This window comes from Nonomuraea sp. B1E8, assembly GCF_039871515.1.
GTDB lineage: Bacteria > Actinomycetota > Actinomycetes > Streptosporangiales > Streptosporangiaceae > Nonomuraea.
Window position 1 is genome coordinate 342518 of sequence record NZ_JBDPLS010000008.1, and the last position, 16565, is coordinate 359082.

The window sequence follows — 16565 nt, forward strand, 5'->3', positions numbered from 1 at the left end:
CGGGCCGCGCACCCGCCCGGCACGGTCAGCCGAGGGCCGACGAGACCAGGGAGCGGGCCTCCTCCTGGACCTTGGCCAGATGGTCGGCCCCGCGGAAGGACTCGGCGTAGATCTTGTAGACGTCCTCGGTCCCGGAGGGGCGGGCCGCGAACCAGGCGCTCTCGGTCGCCACCTTCACCCCGCCGAGCGCCGCGCCGTTGCCGGGCGCCGACGTCTGCACCGCCGTGATCGGCTCGCCCGCCAGCGACGAGGCCGTCACCTGCTCGGCGGAGAGCTTCCCGAGCACGGCCTTCTCCTCGCGCGTCGCGGGAGCGTCCACGCGGGCGTACGCGGGCTCGCCGAACCGCTCGACCAGCTCCCTGTAGTGGGCGCTCGGCGATCGGCCGGTGACGGCGAGGATCTCGGAGGCCAGCAGCGCCAGGATGAGGCCGTCCTTGTCGGTGGACCAGACGGATCCGTCGCGCCGCAGGAACGACGCCCCCGCGCTCTCCTCGCCACCGAACCCCAGCGACCCGTCGAGCAGCCCGGACACGAACCACTTGAAGCCCACCGGGACCTCGTAGAGCCGCCGCCCCAGCGACTGCGCGACGCGGTCGATGACGCCGCTGCTGACCATGGTCTTGCCGACCCCGGCGTCGGCCGGCCAGCCGTCGCGGTGCGTGTAGAGGTAGGAGATGGCGACGGCGAGGTAGTGGTTGGGGTTCATGAGGCCGTCGGAGGTGACGATGCCGTGCCGGTCCGCGTCGGCGTCGTTGCCGGTGGAGATGTCGTACTTCTCACGATTGGCGATCAGCGACGCCATCGCGTACGGCGACGAGCAGTCCATCCGGATCTTGCCGTCCCAGTCGAGCGTCATGAACCGCCAGGTCGGATCGACCAGGGGGTTGACCACCGTCAGGTCGAGGCGGTGCCGCTCGGCGATCTCCTCCCAGTAGGCCACGCTCGCCCCGCCCAGCGGGTCGGCCCCGATCCGCACCCCGGCCGCCCTGATCGCGTCGAGGTCGAGCACGGACGGCAGGTCGCCGACGTACGTCCCGAGGAAGTCGTAACGCTCCGCCATGTCCAGCGCCCTGGGGTAGGGGATCCGCGCCACGCCCTCCATCCCCGCGGCCAGCAGCCGGTTGGCGCGGTCCTGGATCCACGTGGTGGCGTCGGTGTCGGCGGGGCCGCCGTGCGGCGGGTTGTACTTGAAGCCGCCGTCGCCCGGCGGGTTGTGCGACGGCGTGATCACCACGCCGTCGGCGAGCCCCGACGTGCGCCCCCGGTTGTGCCGGAGGACGGCGTGTGACACGGCGGGGGTCGGCGTGTAGCCGTCGCGCGTGTCGATCAGGACCGTGACGTCGTTGGCCGCCAGCACCTCCAGCGCCGACACCCGGGCGGGCTCCGACAGCGCGTGCGTGTCGATGCCGAGGAACAACGGCCCGTCCGTGCCCTGCATGCGCCGGTATTCGCAGATGGCCTGGCTCGTGGCGAGGATGTGGTCCTCGTTGAACGCCGCGTCGAACGCCGAACCCCGGTGCCCCGAGGTGCCGAACGCCACCCGCTGCTCCACCTCGTCAGGGTCGGGGCGGAGCACGTAGTAGGACGTCACCAGCCGGGCGACGTCGACGAGGTCGGCTGGTCGGGCGGGCTTTCCCGCGCGTTCGTGCGTCATGTTGGCCACTTTACAAATCCGGTCCGGCACGGCGGATTCCCCCCGCCGGGGAGGGGAGATAGATTCGCGTCAGTCACCAGAACGGAGTTCTGTTCTTATGCGATACGGCTTCTTCCTGTCCGAGCGGAACGTGGACGACCCCATCGGCGACCTGCGCGACCAGATCGCCGGGGCGGCCCGGGACGGCTTCACCTCGGCCTGGTTGTCCAACATCTTCGGCCTCGACGCCCTCACCGCCCTGGCCGCAGCCGGCTGCCAGGTGCCCGGCATCGAGCTCGGCACCGCCGTCGTGCCGACCTACCCGCGCCACCCGGCCGCGCTCGCCCAGCAGGCCATGACCGTCAACGCCGCGCTCGGCGGGCGCCTCGCCCTCGGCATCGGCCTGTCGCACAAGGTCGTCATCGAGGACATGTACGGCTACAGCTTCGACCGGCCAGGCCGCCACATGAAGGAATACCTCGACATTCTCATCCCGGCGAGCAGGGGAGAGCAGGTCAGGTACGAGGGCGAGACGCTCAAGGCCGACATCCGGCTCGGCACCCCCGGCGCCGGATTCCCCGTGCTGGTCGCCGCGCTCGGCCCCCGGATGCTCAGGCTCGCCGGCACCGTGGCCGACGGCACCGTGCTCTGGATGACCGGCCCCAAGACGATCGCCGAGCACATCGCGCCCACCATCAAGGCGGCCGCCGCCGAAGCGGGCCGCGAGCCGCCCAGGATCGTCTGCGCGCTGCCCGTCTGCGTGACCGACGACCCCGCCGCCGCGGTCGCGCGTGCCAACGAGATCTTCGAGACGTACGGGCGGCTCCCGTCCTACCGTGCGATGCTCGACAGGGAGGGCGCGGCCACCCCGGGCGAGGTGGCGATCGTCGGCGACGAGGACACGGTGCTGGCCAGGCTCGACGAGCTCAAGCAGGCCGGTGTGACCGATTTCGTGGGCTCCGCGTACTCCGGCAGGGAACGTACCCTGAACCTCCTGATCGGCGCGGCGAAGGGTTGATCAGGAGACATCTCAATAAACTCCGACAAGGTGAAGCGCTTGCTCCTGGGCATAGATGTGTCGAACTGGCAGGGCACCGTCGACTGGGCCGACCACGCGGAGACCGGCGTGTCCTTCGCCTTCGCCAAGGCCACCGAGGGCGGTGACTACGTCGACAAGTGGTTCGCGCGCAACTGGAACGGCATGCGGGAGAGCTGGATCGTCTGCGGCGCATACCACTTCGCCCGGCCCAAGGGCGACCCCATCGAGCAGGCGCGGCACTTCCTGCGCACCATCGGGCGGGCGGGCGGGCTGCGCCGCGGGGACCTGGTCGCGCTCGACCTGGAGACCAGCGACGGCGCGCGCCCCGAGCGGGTCGCCCGCTTCGCGCGCCGCTGGTGCCACCACGTCGAGCGGCACGGCGGCGTGCGGCCGTTCATCTACACCTTCCACGCCTTCGCCAACGGAGGACACTGCGCGGGCCTGGCCGAATATCCGCTGTGGATCGCGAGCCCGGCGAAGCCGCGCGGCCGGCCCGACGTGCCGCGTCCCTGGGCCGACTGGACCATCCACCAGTACTCCAACAGCCCGATCGACCGCAACATCTTCCACGGCACCCGCAAGGAGCTGACGAGGCTGGGGTATCGCCCGCGCCGCCACTGACCCGCCGCCGCTCCGCCCCGAAGATCGTCCGGGGCGCGGGCACGGTGGCCGGGGACGCCTATCACCCGCGATAGCATCGGTGAACACCATCGAACCAGCCTCGGTGCCGGGCATCGAGCGCGATCCCTGAGGAGTCACCGTGTCAGCCGAGCTACGCATCACCCTCGCCGGAGCCGAGCGTGTGGTCGCGGCCGGCACGACGGCCGGGCAGGCCCTCGAGGCCGACGGCCGCACGGTCATCGCGGCCAGGGTCAACGGGGAGGCGCGCGACCTGGCCCACCCCCTGGAGCAGGGCGACGCGGTCGAGCCGATCGAGATCTCCAGCGAGGAGGGCCGGGCGATCGTCCGCCACTCCACCGCCCACGTCATGGCCCAGGCCGTGCAGGAGCTCTTCCCCGAGGCCAAGCTGGGCATCGGCCCCCCCGTCGACAACGGCTTCTACTACGACTTCGACGTCGAGCAGGCGTTCCACCCCGACGATCTCAAGCGCATCGAGAAGCGCATGCGCGAGATCGTCAAGCAGGGGCAGCTGTTCTCCCGCCGGGCCGTCTCCGACGACGAGGCGCGCGAGGAACTCGCGGGCGAGCCGTACAAACTGGAGCTGATCGGGCTCAAGGGCGGGGCCGAGGACGAAGAGTCGGTCGAGGTGGGCGCGGGACAGCTCACCATCTACGACAACCTCGACCCCAAGACCGGCGAGCGGGCGTGGAAAGACCTGTGCCGCGGCCCTCACGTGCCGTCCACCCGCTCGATCCCCGCGTTCAAGCTCATGCGCTCCGGCGGCGCCTACTGGCGGGGCAGCGAGAAGAACCCGCAGCTCCAGCGCATCTACGGCACCGCGTGGGAGTCGCGCGACAAGCAGGACGACTACCTCAAGCTGCTGGAGGAGGCCGAGAAGCGCGACCACCGCAAGCTCGGCGCCGAGCTCGACCTGTTCAGCTTCCCGCCCGAGCTGGGCAGCGGCCTGCCGGTCTTCCATCCCAAGGGCGGGATCATCCGCAAGGAGATGGAAGACTACATGCGCCGGCGGCAGGGCGAGGCGGGCTACGAGTTCGTCAACACCCCGCACATCACCAAGTCGACGCTGTTCGAGACCTCCGGTCACCTGCCGTGGTATGCCGAGGACATGTTCCCGCCCTTCGAGCTGGAGGGCATCGATTATCGCGTCAAGCCGATGAACTGCCCGATGCACAACCTGATCTTCCGGGCGCGCGGGCGCTCCTACCGCGAGCTGCCGCTGCGGCTGTGCGAGTTCGGCTCGGTCTACCGCTACGAGAAGTCGGGCGTGGTCCACGGCCTGACCCGGGTGCGCGGCATGACGCAGGACGACTCCCACATCTACTGCACCCGCGAGCAGATGGCCGGCGAGATCAAGAGCCTGCTCACCTTCGTGCTCAGCGTGCTGCGCGACTTCGGCCTGTCGGAGTTCTACCTGGAGCTGTCCACCCGCGACGACTCCGACAAGTTCATCGGCGACCCCGCCGACTGGGACGAAGCGACCGAGGCGCTGCGCCAGACGGCCGAGGAGTCGGGCCTCGAACTGGTCGACGACCCGGGCGGCGCGGCCTTCTACGGCCCGAAGATCTCGGTGCAGGCCAAGGACGCGATCGGCCGCACCTGGCAGCTGTCCACCATCCAGCTCGACCTCAACCAGCCCAAGCGCTTCGAGCTCGAATACCAGGCCGCCGACGGCAGCCGCCAGACGCCCGTCATGATCCACCGGGCGCTGTTCGGCTCGATCGAGCGGTTCCTCGGCGTCCTCACCGAGCACTACGCCGGCGCGTTCCCGCCCTGGCTGGCCCCGGTCCAGGTGGCCGGCATCCCGATCGCCGACGCCCACGTGCCCTACCTCCAGGACGTCGCCAAGCGGCTGAAGGAGCGGGGCATCAGGGTCGAGGTCGACGCGTCCGACGACCGCATGCAGAAGAAGATCCGCAACGCGCAGAAGGCCAAGGTGCCCTTCATGCTGCTGGCCGGCGACGACGACATCTCGGGCGGCGCGGTGTCGTTCCGCTACCGCAGCGGCGAGCAGAAGAACGGCGTCCCCATCGACGAGGCGATCGCCGAGATCGTCGACGCCGTGGAGCGCCGGGTCCAGGTCTGACCCCGCACACGCGGTGAGGCGACCCCCGCACCCGGGCGCCGCCTCACCGCCCTTCCCGGCCCGCGCTGCCGGACGTGCTCTGCCGGACGCGCCCTGCCGGCCATGTCACCGACCGGCGCGGTCACCGAGTCGGCGCAGCCGGGAAGCCGGCGTGGCCACCTCGCCGGCAGGGGTCAGGCGCACGGAGACGGCGTGTCCACCGTGAGGATCAGGGGCACGGAGGCGCGGGGGCGAGCGGGGTCAGCGGGGGAAGAGGCGGAAGGAGACGGCGGGGCGGCCGCCGAAGCGTCCGGCCGTCTCCGTGGCGAAGCCCTCGATGAGGTTGCGGGCGTAGGTTTGGGGGTCTTCGGTGGTGAGGGCCTCGATGTAGGCGCGGTGCTCGACGAGCGAGCGCACGCCGCGTTCCAGGCCGGACGTGACGTCCACGGCGTGGGTGGGAGAATTGGATCCGGCCACGGCGACCCAGCGGACGCCGTCCCACGGCTCCGCCTCCGTATCAGGAAAAATCCACCGATTTCCGGCGTCACCGGCTGCGTCGAGCACGGCCCGGCCCACCGCACGATGATCGGGACTGTTCCAGTACGTGCCGTTCCAGGTGTCGTCCGGGTTCAGCGTGACCACGAGCTCAGGACGGTGCCTGCGGATGACGGCGGCCAGATCCTTCCTGAGCGCGGTACCGTACTCGATCACCCCGTCGGCGTGGCCGAGGAACTCCACGTTCGTCACGCCGACGACGGCCGCGCTGGCCCGCTGCTCACGCTCGCGCACGGCGGCCGACTTGACGGGTTCGAGCGTGTCGATGCCCGCCTCTCCCTTCGTGGCGAGCACGTAGGAGACTTCGCGGCCCGCGTCGGTCCAGGTGGCCACGGCCGACGCGCAGCCGTACTCCAGGTCGTCGGGATGGGCCACGATCGCCAGGGCCCGCTGCCAGTCTCCGGGCATGGGTTCGAGCTGAGAGGTCATGAGTGACATCCTGGCAAACCTGCCGGCGGGTCGCGCGTGCTTCGGGCCCCCGCCCGCGGGCGGTGCTCGGGTCCGTACCGGGGGAGCACCCTGAATGTTCCTGGTCCTATGCTGCTAGGTATGCACGATCAGGCAGGGGCAGGGGATCCGGACAACTTCGAACGTCTGTGGACCCCGCATCGCATGGCCTACATCAAGGGGGAGAACAAACCGACGGGCACCGGCCCCGGCGACGGGTGCCCGTTCGACGCGATCCCCAAGATGAGCGACGAGGAGGGCCTGATCGTCGCCAGGGGCGACACCGTCTACGCGGTGCTCAACCTCTATCCGTACAACTCGGGGCACCTGATGGTGGTGCCCTACCGCCACGTGGCCGACTACGCGGAGTTGCAGCCCGCCGAGCTGGTGGAGCTGGGGCAGTTCACCCAGAAGTCGCTGGGGGCGCTGCGCAAGGCCAGCGGCGCTCAGGGCTTCAACGTCGGCATGAACCTCGGCCAGGTCGCCGGCGCCGGCATCGCCGCGCACCTGCACCAGCACGTGGTGCCCCGGTGGGGCGGCGACACGAACTTCATGCCGGTCGTCGGCCAGACCAAGGTCCTCCCGCAGCTGTTGCGCGACACGCGGCGGTTGCTCGCCGACGCCTGGGACTGACCCGGTCGCTGCCCACGGCTCACCTTCGCGCGCCCGCCAGCTCTTCCAGAGCGCCTCCGGCGGACGCGGACGCGCGTAGCACGCCGATGCCGGTGGCCAGCAGCAGCGGCACGGCCAGCGCCAGCGCCATGGACAACACGGCCGCACCGGAGTCGTTGACGAGCATGCCGAGCACGCCGCTGACGAGCGTGCCGATCAGCCCGGCGCGCAGGGCGGGGGAGTGCTCGAACGCGGCCGGCACCACGCCGGCCGAGGCCTGCTCGGGCCGCAGGATCGCGTAGACGAGGAAGGCGACGGCCGCGAGCACGATCGGCATGAGGTTGGGGCTGAGCAGGGTGCCCAGCATGGCCTGCAGCTTGCGGAAGATGACGTCGAACGCCTCTCCGGTCAGCACCTGGCCGACGAACCTGCCCAGATGCGTCTGCTGATCAGGCGGCCGCAGGTAGTTGAGCCAGGCGAACGTCATCACGATCACCCCGCCCGCCACGCAGAACGTGCCCAGCTTCACCAGCGAGACGCGTTTGCCCGCCAGGACGAGGGCGGTCACCGCGATGCCGGGCACGAACGCGATCACGCCGCCGAAGTCGCTGCCCATGCCCGACCCGCCGAGCACCATCGCGAACGTGCCGAGCAGCACGATCGCGGCCACGCCCGCCCGGCCCGGCCAGCGGTGCGCGATGACCGTGGCGGTCAGCAGCGTGCCGGTCGCGAGCAGCGCGAACGGGATGTTGCCGAGCCCGTAGTAGCGGGCGCCGACGTCGGCGCTGTAGCCCATGACGCTGTTGACCTGCAGGGTCGTGCCGGTCAGCAGGTCGCCGACGAGCGTCAGGGCCGTGGCGCCGGCCACGACGGCGAGCGGGCCGAGCGGCGCCCGCCGCCACGGCCCCGCGAACGCCAGAGCGGTGATGGCCGCCGTCCATGCGAGCACCCCGGCGACCATCTGCGGCACACTCGACCACGGCAGCAGGTTGACCAGGAAGCTGGCGGCGGGCACGGCGGCCAGGGCGGCGCCCGCGACGCGTACGGGCACGAGGCCCTTGCGGCGGCGCAGCAGCAGGAACGCGATCAGGTAGAACAGCACCTGCAGCACCGCCATGACGGTGAAGTAGACGCCCTTCACCGAGCGCACGGCCTGCGCGTCGGCGTCGGCGTCACGCAGCCGGTCGACCGTCGCACCCTGGCCGCCGACCTGCAGCGGACCGCCCACGACCGTGGCCGGCACCGGCACGCCCAGCTTGGTCAGCACGGTGGCGGTCAGGTCAGGCGTGATCGAGAGGTCCTCGCGGCGCGTTGAGGTCGCGCCGAGCAGGTGGCCCGCCGCTCCGGGCTCGCGCAGCGCGGTCACCCGCAGGTGCGGCACGGAGCCGTGGTCGGACAGCCCCGCGAGCACCACCGTGGTGTCCGCGGGCAGGACCGACAGCAGCGCGCCCGCCTTGGCGTCGGCCAGGCGCAGCGCGTCGCGGCGCTCGGTGGCGCTGAGCTGGTCGGGCACCCTGGGCAGCCGGCCGCTCGTGAGGTAGGGGAGGACGAGGTCGTCCACGTCCATGGCGATCATCCGGCACTTCTCCAGGTCGGCGGTCTTCACCTGGAGCGGTGAGGAGTGGTAGTGGCGCACCGCGCCCTGCCGGTCGGCCAGCCCCAGGGCGGCGCCCGGGCCGATGGCGATCGAGCACTGGCCGGCGGCTTTCAGCGACTCGCCAAGGACGCCCGCGTTGCGCTGGCCGGCCACGTCGATGAGGTAACGGTAGTGGGGGATGACGGCGCCCGCGCCCTGCGGCTCGGGCGTGGGGGGCGCGCCGCAGCGGTAGCCGACGGCCGATCTGGTGCCCGCCGACACGGTCAGCCACGCATCGTAGGGGCAGGTCACGGTGCCGACCGTGCGGATCGACATGGAGCCGATCGCGCTCGCCCCGGCCAGCTCCCACAGGTTGGGGGTGTCGGCCTGCGTGAGGTCGTTCCAGTGCAGGCCTGACACGCCGATGAGGGCCACCCGGCCGGCGTCGTCGTCGGCCCGTGCAGCCCCGGTGAACAGCCCCAGCCCCGCCAGCACCTGAACGGCCAGCACGGCCAGCACCACTAGCGCGCGCCTCACCCGAGAACCTCCCGCGGTCGATGTTCCGTGGCACGGCCAGATCAGCTCACGTTCCGGCGCCACCGGACCCGACTACCCTCTCACGCGGCGGGTGTGCTCGGTGCGATCCCGGCCCGTCCGGCGCGGGCGTCGCGGCCCTCCGTCTCATCACGTGCCCGGCCCTCCCTCCACCGGGTGTGACGCTCCCCTTCTCCTTCCCCGTCCGGGCGCGAACTCCCACGTCATGCATGAGGACCCGCCGCGATGCCGTGCGGCGGGTCCTCATGCGATGCGTACGGGAACGGGCGTCAGCCGGCCTTCACCTTGACGGCCTCGCTCTCGTGGTAGAGCCGGTCGAGCGAGGTGACCAGGTAGGTGCCCTCCTTCGCCGCGTACGACGGTTGCGAGACGACGGCGACGAGGTCGCGGGCGTCGGTGGTGTGGCAGTGTTTGCCCGACTTCGGCACCCGGTAGACGGCGTACGCGCGGGCGCCCTCGGAAGGCGTCCACGTCAGCGTGCCGCCGGAGGCCTGGGCGCCGGCGGGCGGCGCGGGAGCCTCGCCGCCGCGCTCCTTCATCAGGGGCGGCAGCGCCGGGCGGGCGTAGCGGGACTCGGCCAGGCGGTCGACCGCGCCGAGCGGGTCGCTGAGCAACTGCTCGGCGCTGAAGTAGACCGAGCCGTCGACCTGCTTGAGCTTGCGGTTGACGCCGACCTGCGCGGCCAGCTCGCCCGGCTTCTTCCAGGTCTTGTCGTCGTTCGCGCCGACGCGGTAGAGGCCGTGACCGATGTAGAGCTGCACGTCGGTGCCCTTGACCTCGCGGGCCCACCAGCGCGCGAGCGTGTTGTAGTCGGCCAGCCGGTGCCCGCGGGGCCAGTAGAGCTGCGGAAGCACGTAGTCGACCGTGCCGGACTTGATCCAGGCGCGCGCGTCGGCGTAGATCGAGTCGTACGCCGACATGCCCGACGTCTTGGAGCCGCTCGGGTCGTTGGAGGTGTTGCGCCAGATGCCGAACGGGCTGATGCCGAACTTCACGTGGTTCTTCGTGTCGTGGACGGCCTTGTCGACCTCGGCGACCAGGGTGTTGACGTTGTCGCGCCGCCAGTCGGCGAGCTTCTTGCCCTTGCCGTGCTTCTTGAAGGCCGCGCTGTCGTCGAACGTCGCGCCCGCCACGGGGTAGGGGTAGAAGTAGTCGTCGAAGTGCACGCCGTCCAGGTCGTAGCGGCTGACCACGTCGGTGATGACCTTGGTCACGTGGTGGCGCACGGCGGGCAGGCCGGGGTTGTAGTAGAGGCGGCCGCCGTATTTCACGGTCCAGCCCGGGTGCTTGCGCGCGGGGTGGCCGGCGGGCAGCTTGGCGGTGTTGTCGCCGTAGGAGGCGCGGTAGGGGTTGAACCAGGCGTGGAACTCCATGCCGCGTTTGTGCGCCTCGTCGATGAGGAACGGCAGCGGGTCCCAGCCGGGGTCCTTGCCCGCCGTGCCCGTGAGATATTGCGACCACGGTTCGAGCGACGACTTGTAGAGCGCGTCGGAGGCGGGCCTGACCTGGACGAAGACGGCGTTGAGGTGGCGCTGGGCGGCGCTGTCCAGAATTTTCACGTATTCGGCCCGCTGTTTGGCGGGGCTCAGCCCGGTCTTGGACGGCCAGTCGATGTTCTGGGTCGTGGCGATCCACACCCCGCGCAGCTCGCGCCTGGGAAAGCGGGCGTCGGCCTTGCATGCCGCGGCGGGGGCGGCCATGGCCGTCTTCTTCTGGCTCGCCGCGGGGCTCTCTCCGGCTCCGGGGCCGAACACGTAGGCGGCGGCCGTGGTGGCGACGGCGAGCGTGGCAGCGGCTAGGAGTGGGCGTCCAGTTCGCATAGTGCCACCCAGTGTGGCAGTTGCCCTGACATGCTCGGGACCAAAAAAAGAAATGTACTCGTGATGCTTCTGTGATTAAAGGGTAGGGCCGGTCCGGAAGGGACGAATCCCTCCCGGCCGGCCCGCCGGTTCCTCAATCGGTCGCCGCCACCTTGCTCGCGAGGTTGGACGGCAGCGGCTCGTAGCGCAGGAACGTGCGCTGGAAGCTGCCGGTGCCGTGTGACATGGATCTCAGGTCGATGGCGTACCGCGTTATCTCCAGCTCCGGCACCTCCGCCTTCACCAGAGTGCGGCCCGTGCCCACGGGCTCGGTGCCGAGCACCCGCCCGCGCCGCGACGACAGGTCGGACATCACCGAGCCCACATAGTCGTCGGCCACCAGCACCGAGATCTCGTCCACCGGCTCCAGCAGCAGGGTCGGCACCTTGGACGCGGCCTCCTTCAGCGCGAGCTGGCCCGCGATCTGGAAGGCCATGTCGGAGGAGTCGACGGAGTGGGCCTTGCCGTCGTACAGGGTGACCCGGACGTCCACCATCGGGTAGCCGGCGACGACGCCCCGCTCCATCTGGGCCCGCACGCCCTTCTCCACCGACGGGATGAACTGGCGCGGCACCACGCCGCCCACGATCTTGTCGACGAACTCGAAGCCGCCTCCTGACGGCAGCGGCTCGACCTCCAGGTGGCAGATGGCGTACTGGCCGTGGCCGCCGGTCTGCTTGACGTTGCGGCCCATCGCCTGGCACCTGCCGCCGAACGTCTCGCGCAGCGGCACCCGCAGGTCCACCCGCTCGACCTCGACGCCGTGCCGTTTGGACAGGCGGTCGAGCAGCACGTCGGTGTGCGCCTCGCCCATGCACCACAGGACGAGCTGCCTGGTCTCGGCGTTGTTCTCCAGGCGCAGCGTCGGGTCCTCGGCCACCAGCCTGCCGAGGGCCTGTGACAGTTTGTCCTCGTCGGCCTTCGACTTGGCCCTGATCGCCACGGGGAGCAGCGGGTCGGGCATCTGCCAGGCCGTCATCAGCAGCGGCCGCTCGACGTCCGAGAGCGTGTCGCCGGTCTCGGCGCGCGACAGCTTGGCCACGGCCACGATGTCGCCGGCGAGGCCCTTGGCCGCGCCGCGCTGCTGCTTGCCCAGCGGGCAGGTCAGGGTGCCGATGCGCTCGTCGACGTCGTGGTCCTCGTGGCCGCGCTCGGCCAGGCCGTGCCCGGACACGTGCACGGTCATGTCGGGGCGCAGCGTGCCGGAGAAGACGCGTACGAGGCTGATGCGGCCCACGTACGGGTCGCTGGTGGTCTTGACGACCTCGGCCACGAGCGGGCCGTCCGGGTCGCAGGTGATGTCCTTGACCGGTTTGCCGGACAGGTCGGTGATCTCCGGCATGGGATGTTCGAGGGGGGACGGGAAGCCCTGCGTGATGAGCTCGAGCACCTCTGTCGCGCCGACGCCGAGCCCGCTGCAGAGCACCGGGTAGAAACTGCCGCGCGCGACCGCCTTCTCCAGGTCGTCGATGAGGACCTTGGTGTCGATGGGCTCACCTTCGAGGTAGCGCTCCATGAGCGACTCGTCCTCGCTCTCCTGGATGATCCCCTCGATCAGGACGCCGCGGTGGTCCTCGATCTGGGACGCGTACTCGGCTCCAGGGTCCTTCTCCGTGCGCGTGCCGGTGGCGTAGTTGAAGAACTTCTGCGACAGCAGCCCGATGAGGCCGTTGACGTGGCCGTTGGTGATCACCGGGAGGTAGAGAGGCGCGACGCCGTCGCCGAACACGTCCTGGCAGGCGGTGAGCACCTCGTCGAAATCGGCCCGCTGGTGGTCGATCTTGGTGATCACGACCGCGCGCGGCATGCCGACCTGGGAGCACTCCTCCCAGAGGATCCGGGTGAGGCCGTCGATCCCCTCGGAGGCCGACACCACGAACAGCGCGGCGTCGGCCGCGCGCAGCCCCGCGCGCAGATCCCCCACGAAGTCGGCGTAACCTGGCGTGTCGAGCAGGTTGATCTTGATTCCGTTGAACATGAGCGGTGCCGACGCGAGGTTGACGGAGCGCTGCTGCCGGACCTCGACCTCGTCGAAGTCGCTGACCGTGTTGCCGTCCTCCACGCGGCCCGGGCGCTGGATGGTGCCCGTGGCGGCCAGCAGCTGCTCGACGAGGGTCGTCTTGCCCGCTCCCGAGTGGCCGACCAGCACGACATTGCGTATCGCGTCCGCCCGGTCGGCCGCGGGTGCCCTGCCCGCGGCTCCCACGGCGCCGCCTGAGTGTCTTTCCGCCACATCGCCTCCCGCGTCGTCGGAAGTTTCCCAACGCCGCGCCCGCGCGGAAGGTGACAGAAACCGCATGGACGCGGTGTGTTCACCAAATACCCCTGTGGCGGATATCACAAGAGGGGCAGGGCAAAGAAAGTTGTCAGGTCCGTGATGGCCTACGATCGGACGGCGATGCTCAAACTCCTGCGCCCGGCCATGACCCGGATACTCACCCCGCTGGGCAGGGCTCTCGTCGGCCGCGGGATCGGCCCCGACGCCGTCACGGCGATCGGCACCCTCGGCACCGTCGTGTCCGCCCTGCTCTTCTTCCCCCTGGGGCTGCTGACCGTGGGCGCCCTCGTCATCACCGTCTTCGTGCTGTTCGACCTCCTCGACGGCGTGGTGGCCAGGCTCGGCGGCAAGGGCGGCAGCACCTGGGGGGCGTTCCTCGACTCGACGCTCGACCGCGTCGCCGACGCCGCCATCTTCGCCGGCCTGATCTTGTATTTCGTCGCCGGAGGCGACACGCTGATGGCCGCGGTGACATTGGTGTGCCTGGTCGCGGGCGCCGTGGTCTCCTACGCCAAGGCGAGGGCGGAAGGGCTCGGGCTCACGGCCGACGTGGGGCTGGCCGAGCGTCCCGAGCGGCTGGTCGTGGCGCTGGTCGCGGCCTTCTTCTCGGGCCTCGGCGTGCCGTACGTCCTGCCGGCGGGCATGTGGCTGCTCGCGGTGGCCAGCCTGATCACCGTGGGGCAGCGTGTGGTGGCGGTCTACCATCAGACGAGGGAGACATGAGCGACAAGGCGTCCGTCAGCGATCGCATCGTGGCCGCGGGCTTCGCGGCCGGCTGGAAGCTCGTTCCGCTGCTGCCCGAGGGCCCGACGGCGGCGGTCTTCCGTTTCATGGCCGACCGCGTCTGGCGCGGGGGCGGCAAGTCCGTCCGCCGGCTGGAGTCCAACCTGGCCAGGGTGACCGGCCTCGAGGCGGGCAGCCGTGAGCTGAGCGAGCTCACCAGGGCCGGCATGCGCTCCTACTTCCGCTACTTCCACGAGGTCTTCCGGCTGCCGTCGATGCGCACCGAGGAGATCGTGCGCCGCACCCACGTCATCGGCGCCGAGCACGTGCACGACACCGTGGCCGCCGGGAGGGGCGTGGTGCTGGCCCTGCCCCACATGGGCAACTGGGACCAGGCGGGCGCGTGGCTGGTGGGCGTGGGGCATCCGTTCACCACCGTGGCCGAGCGGCTGAGGCCGGAGTCGCTGTTCCGCCGCTACGTCGCCTTCCGCGAAGGGCTGGGCATGGAGGTGCTGCCGCTCACCGGAGGCGACGGGCACAACTTCGGCACCCTGGCCACGCGGGTGCGCAAGGGCGGGGTCGTGTGCCTGCCCGCCGAGCGCGACCTGACCAAGAGCGGCGTCGAGGTGCGCTTCTTCGGCGCGACCACCAAGGTGCCCGCCGGGCCGCCGCTGCTGGCCGTGCAGACCGGGGCCGCGCTGCTGCCCGCGACCGTCTACTTCGTGGGCGACGACTGGGGCATCCACATCCACGAGGAGATCCCGGTCCCGGAGGAGGGCACCCGGCAGGAGAAGGTCGCCGCGGTGGCGCAGCGCATGGCCGAGGTGTTCGAGAAAGGGATCACCGAGCACCCGGAGGACTGGCACATGCTGCAGCGGCTCTGGCTGGAGGACCTGCGATCATGAAGGTCGGCATCGTCTGCCCCTACTCGTGGGACATGCCGGGCGGGGTCAAGCAGCACATCGACGACCTGGCCCAGGCGCTCATGGCGCAGGACCACGAGGTGTCGGTGATCGCGCCGGCGGCCGACGACGACGAGCTGCCCCCCTATGTGACGGGCGCGGGCCGGGCCGTCCCCGTGCCGTACAACGGGTCGGTGGCGAGGATGTCGTTCGGCTTCCTGTCGGCCGCGCGGGTGCGGCGATGGGTGCGCACGGGCGGGTTCGACGTGCTGCACATCCACGAGCCGCTGATCCCGAGCCTGGGCATCCTGGCCTGCTGGGCCGCCAAGGGCCCGATCGTGGCGACGTTCCACGCCTCGTGGGTGCGATCGCGGGCGATCGCGGTGGCCGAGCCGGTGCTGCAGAGCGCGCTCGAGAAGCTCAGCGGGCGCATCGCGGTCTCCGACGCGGCCCGTAAGAGCCTGGTGGAGCAGTTCGGCGGCGACACCGTGCTGATCCCCAACGGCGTGACCGTCGCCCGCTACACCGAGGCCGAGCCGCTCGACGGCTGGGGGCCCGACGGCGCCACGCTCGGCTTCCTCGGCCGGATGGACGAAGAGCGCAAGGGCCTGCCCATCCTGCTCGACGCGTTCTCGGAGCTGGCGGCCGAGCGGGCGGACGTGAAGCTGCTCATCGCGGGCCCAGGCGACGAGAAGGACGTCTACGAGCGGGTGCCCAAGCGCTTCCACGACCGGGTGACCGTGCTCGGCATGGTGAGCGAGGCCGACAAGATCCGCGCCTACCACTCGGTCGACGTGTTCTGCGCGCCCAACACGCGCGGCGAGAGCTTCGGCATCGTGCTGGCCGAGGCCATGGCGTCCGGGGCCACGGTGCTGGCCAGCGACATCCCCGCCTTCCGCAGGGTGCTCGGCGACGGGCAGGCGGGCGCGCTGTTCTCCAACGGCGACCCCGGCGCGCTGGCGCGCGAGGCGGGCGCGCTGCTCGACGCTCCGGAACGCCGGGCCAAGCTGGCCGCCGAGGCGCTGGTCGCGGTCAGGAAATACGACTGGTCCACGGTCGCGCGCGACGTCGTGCGCGTCTACGAGACGGTCACCACGAGCGGCGCGGGGCGTGTGGAGGAAGACCTGTGACATCCACCATGATCGTGTTGATCGTGGGCATCGTCGTGGTGCTCGTGGCCGTCTACATCTCCTGGCGTGCGGGGCGGCTCGACCGCCTGCACATCCGGCTGGAGCTGGCTCAGGAGTCGCTCGACGCCGCGCTGATGCGGCGCAGGGCCGTGGTGCTGGAGCTGGCCGGGTCACGCCTGCTCGACCCCGCCACGTCCCTGGTGCTGGCCGCCGCCGCCCACGAGGCGAGGACCGCGGGCGCCGACGAGCGCGAGCACGCCGAGAGCGACCTGTCGCGGGCGCTGCGGGCGGCCGTGGACCAGGAGCGGTTCAGAGAGAAGCTGTCGGAGGCGCCCGGGGGGCGTGACCTGCTCGAAGAGCTCGACGCCGCCGTGGCCAAGGTGGTCTACTCCCGCCGCTTCTACAACAACGCGGTCGCGGTCACGCGTACGGCGCAGCGCCGCTGGCTCGCCAGGACCCTCCGCCTGGCCGGTTACACCGAATACCCCCGGTTCTTCGAGATCGATGACAATCCGCCAGCGGCTATGGCAACTGAATGACCTAATTTGGCGA

At 70.9% G+C, this 16565-nt stretch carries 13 protein-coding genes; 8 read left to right on the top strand and 5 right to left on the bottom strand.

The window, feature by feature from the left end; all coding sequences use genetic code 11:
- Positions 1–25 precede the first annotated feature (25 nt).
- The gene (pgm, locus tag ABGA98_RS27005; RefSeq protein WP_347621199.1) at positions 26–1654 is read right to left on the bottom strand and encodes a phosphoglucomutase (alpha-D-glucose-1,6-bisphosphate-dependent); all 1629 of its coding nucleotides are present in this window, start codon (positions 1652–1654) and stop codon (positions 26–28) included.
- A gap of 97 nt (positions 1655–1751) precedes the next feature.
- Between pgm and ABGA98_RS27010 the strand changes: the two genes are divergently transcribed.
- The 3 genes from ABGA98_RS27010 to thrS all read left to right on the top strand — a co-directional run bounded on the left by ABGA98_RS27010 (position 1752) and on the right by thrS (position 5397).
- Positions 1752–2651, top strand: a complete 900-nt coding sequence (locus tag ABGA98_RS27010; RefSeq protein WP_347621200.1) for a TIGR03564 family F420-dependent LLM class oxidoreductase — start codon at positions 1752–1754, stop codon at positions 2649–2651.
- Positions 2652–2681: 30 nt separating this feature from the next.
- A complete protein-coding gene (locus ABGA98_RS27015) occupies positions 2682–3293 on the top strand; it encodes a GH25 family lysozyme (RefSeq protein ID WP_347621201.1) in 612 nt (203 codons plus the stop codon).
- Positions 3294–3432: 139 nt separating this feature from the next.
- Positions 3433–5397: a threonine--tRNA ligase gene (gene thrS / locus ABGA98_RS27020; protein ID WP_347621202.1), complete on the top strand. Its 1965-nt coding sequence runs from the start codon at positions 3433–3435 to the stop codon at positions 5395–5397.
- A gap of 240 nt (positions 5398–5637) precedes the next feature.
- Here the strand turns inward: thrS and ABGA98_RS27025 are convergent, their stop codons facing one another.
- Positions 5638–6360: a PIG-L deacetylase family protein gene (locus tag ABGA98_RS27025; RefSeq protein WP_347621203.1), complete on the bottom strand. Its 723-nt coding sequence runs from the start codon at positions 6358–6360 to the stop codon at positions 5638–5640.
- Positions 6361–6480: 120 nt separating this feature from the next.
- On the opposite strand from ABGA98_RS27025, the gene ABGA98_RS27030 reads away from it, so the two are divergent.
- A complete protein-coding gene (locus ABGA98_RS27030) occupies positions 6481–7011 on the top strand; it encodes an HIT domain-containing protein (protein WP_347621204.1) in 531 nt (176 codons plus the stop codon).
- A gap of 19 nt (positions 7012–7030) precedes the next feature.
- Here ABGA98_RS27030 and ABGA98_RS27035 read toward each other — a convergent pair whose 3' ends face one another.
- The 3 genes from ABGA98_RS27035 to ABGA98_RS27045 all read right to left on the bottom strand — a co-directional run bounded on the left by ABGA98_RS27035 (position 7031) and on the right by ABGA98_RS27045 (position 13213).
- Entirely contained in the window at positions 7031–9103 is a 2073-nt protein-coding gene (locus ABGA98_RS27035) for a hypothetical protein (RefSeq protein ID WP_347621205.1), read from the bottom strand.
- A 287-nt stretch (positions 9104–9390) separates the two neighbouring features.
- The gene (locus ABGA98_RS27040) at positions 9391–10941 is read right to left on the bottom strand and encodes a family 10 glycosylhydrolase (protein ID WP_347621206.1); all 1551 of its coding nucleotides are present in this window, start codon (positions 10939–10941) and stop codon (positions 9391–9393) included.
- A 133-nt stretch (positions 10942–11074) separates the two neighbouring features.
- A complete protein-coding gene (locus tag ABGA98_RS27045; protein ID WP_347621207.1) occupies positions 11075–13213 on the bottom strand; it encodes an elongation factor G-like protein EF-G2 in 2139 nt (712 codons plus the stop codon).
- Between the two features lie 144 nt (positions 13214–13357).
- Between ABGA98_RS27045 and pgsA the strand changes: the two genes are divergently transcribed.
- From pgsA to ABGA98_RS27065, 4 genes are read left to right on the top strand one after another with little or no spacing between them, the layout of a single operon-like run.
- Entirely contained in the window at positions 13358–13981 is a 624-nt protein-coding gene (gene pgsA / locus ABGA98_RS27050) for a phosphatidylinositol phosphate synthase (RefSeq protein ID WP_347621208.1), read from the top strand.
- Positions 13978–14886, top strand: coding sequence for a phosphatidylinositol mannoside acyltransferase (locus ABGA98_RS27055; RefSeq protein ID WP_347621209.1), 909 nt, complete (start codon positions 13978–13980; stop codon positions 14884–14886). The genes pgsA and ABGA98_RS27055 overlap by 4 nt, the downstream gene beginning before the upstream one ends.
- A complete protein-coding gene (locus ABGA98_RS27060; protein ID WP_347621210.1) occupies positions 14883–16013 on the top strand; it encodes a glycosyltransferase family 4 protein in 1131 nt (376 codons plus the stop codon). Before ABGA98_RS27055 ends, ABGA98_RS27060 begins: the two co-directional genes overlap by 4 nt.
- Positions 16010–16552, top strand: a complete 543-nt coding sequence (locus ABGA98_RS27065) for a hypothetical protein (protein ID WP_347621211.1) — start codon at positions 16010–16012, stop codon at positions 16550–16552. Before ABGA98_RS27060 ends, ABGA98_RS27065 begins: the two co-directional genes overlap by 4 nt.
- Positions 16553–16565: the final 13 nt, after the last annotated feature.

Coding starts and splice junctions, on each gene's coding strand:
- ABGA98_RS27040 (WP_347621206.1), bottom strand. CDS start 10,941: ATGCGAACTGGACGCCCACTCCTAGCCGCTGCCACGCTCGCCGTCGCC.
- ABGA98_RS27055 (WP_347621209.1), top strand. CDS start 13,978: ATGAGCGACAAGGCGTCCGTCAGCGATCGCATCGTGGCCGCGGGCTTC.
- ABGA98_RS27060 (WP_347621210.1), top strand. CDS start 14,883: ATGAAGGTCGGCATCGTCTGCCCCTACTCGTGGGACATGCCGGGCGGG.
- pgm (WP_347621199.1), bottom strand. CDS start 1,654: ATGACGCACGAACGCGCGGGAAAGCCCGCCCGACCAGCCGACCTCGTC.
- ABGA98_RS27010 (WP_347621200.1), top strand. CDS start 1,752: ATGCGATACGGCTTCTTCCTGTCCGAGCGGAACGTGGACGACCCCATC.
- pgsA (WP_347621208.1), top strand. CDS start 13,358: ATGGCCTACGATCGGACGGCGATGCTCAAACTCCTGCGCCCGGCCATG.
- ABGA98_RS27030 (WP_347621204.1), top strand. CDS start 6,481: ATGCACGATCAGGCAGGGGCAGGGGATCCGGACAACTTCGAACGTCTG.
- ABGA98_RS27025 (WP_347621203.1), bottom strand. CDS start 6,360: ATGACCTCTCAGCTCGAACCCATGCCCGGAGACTGGCAGCGGGCCCTG.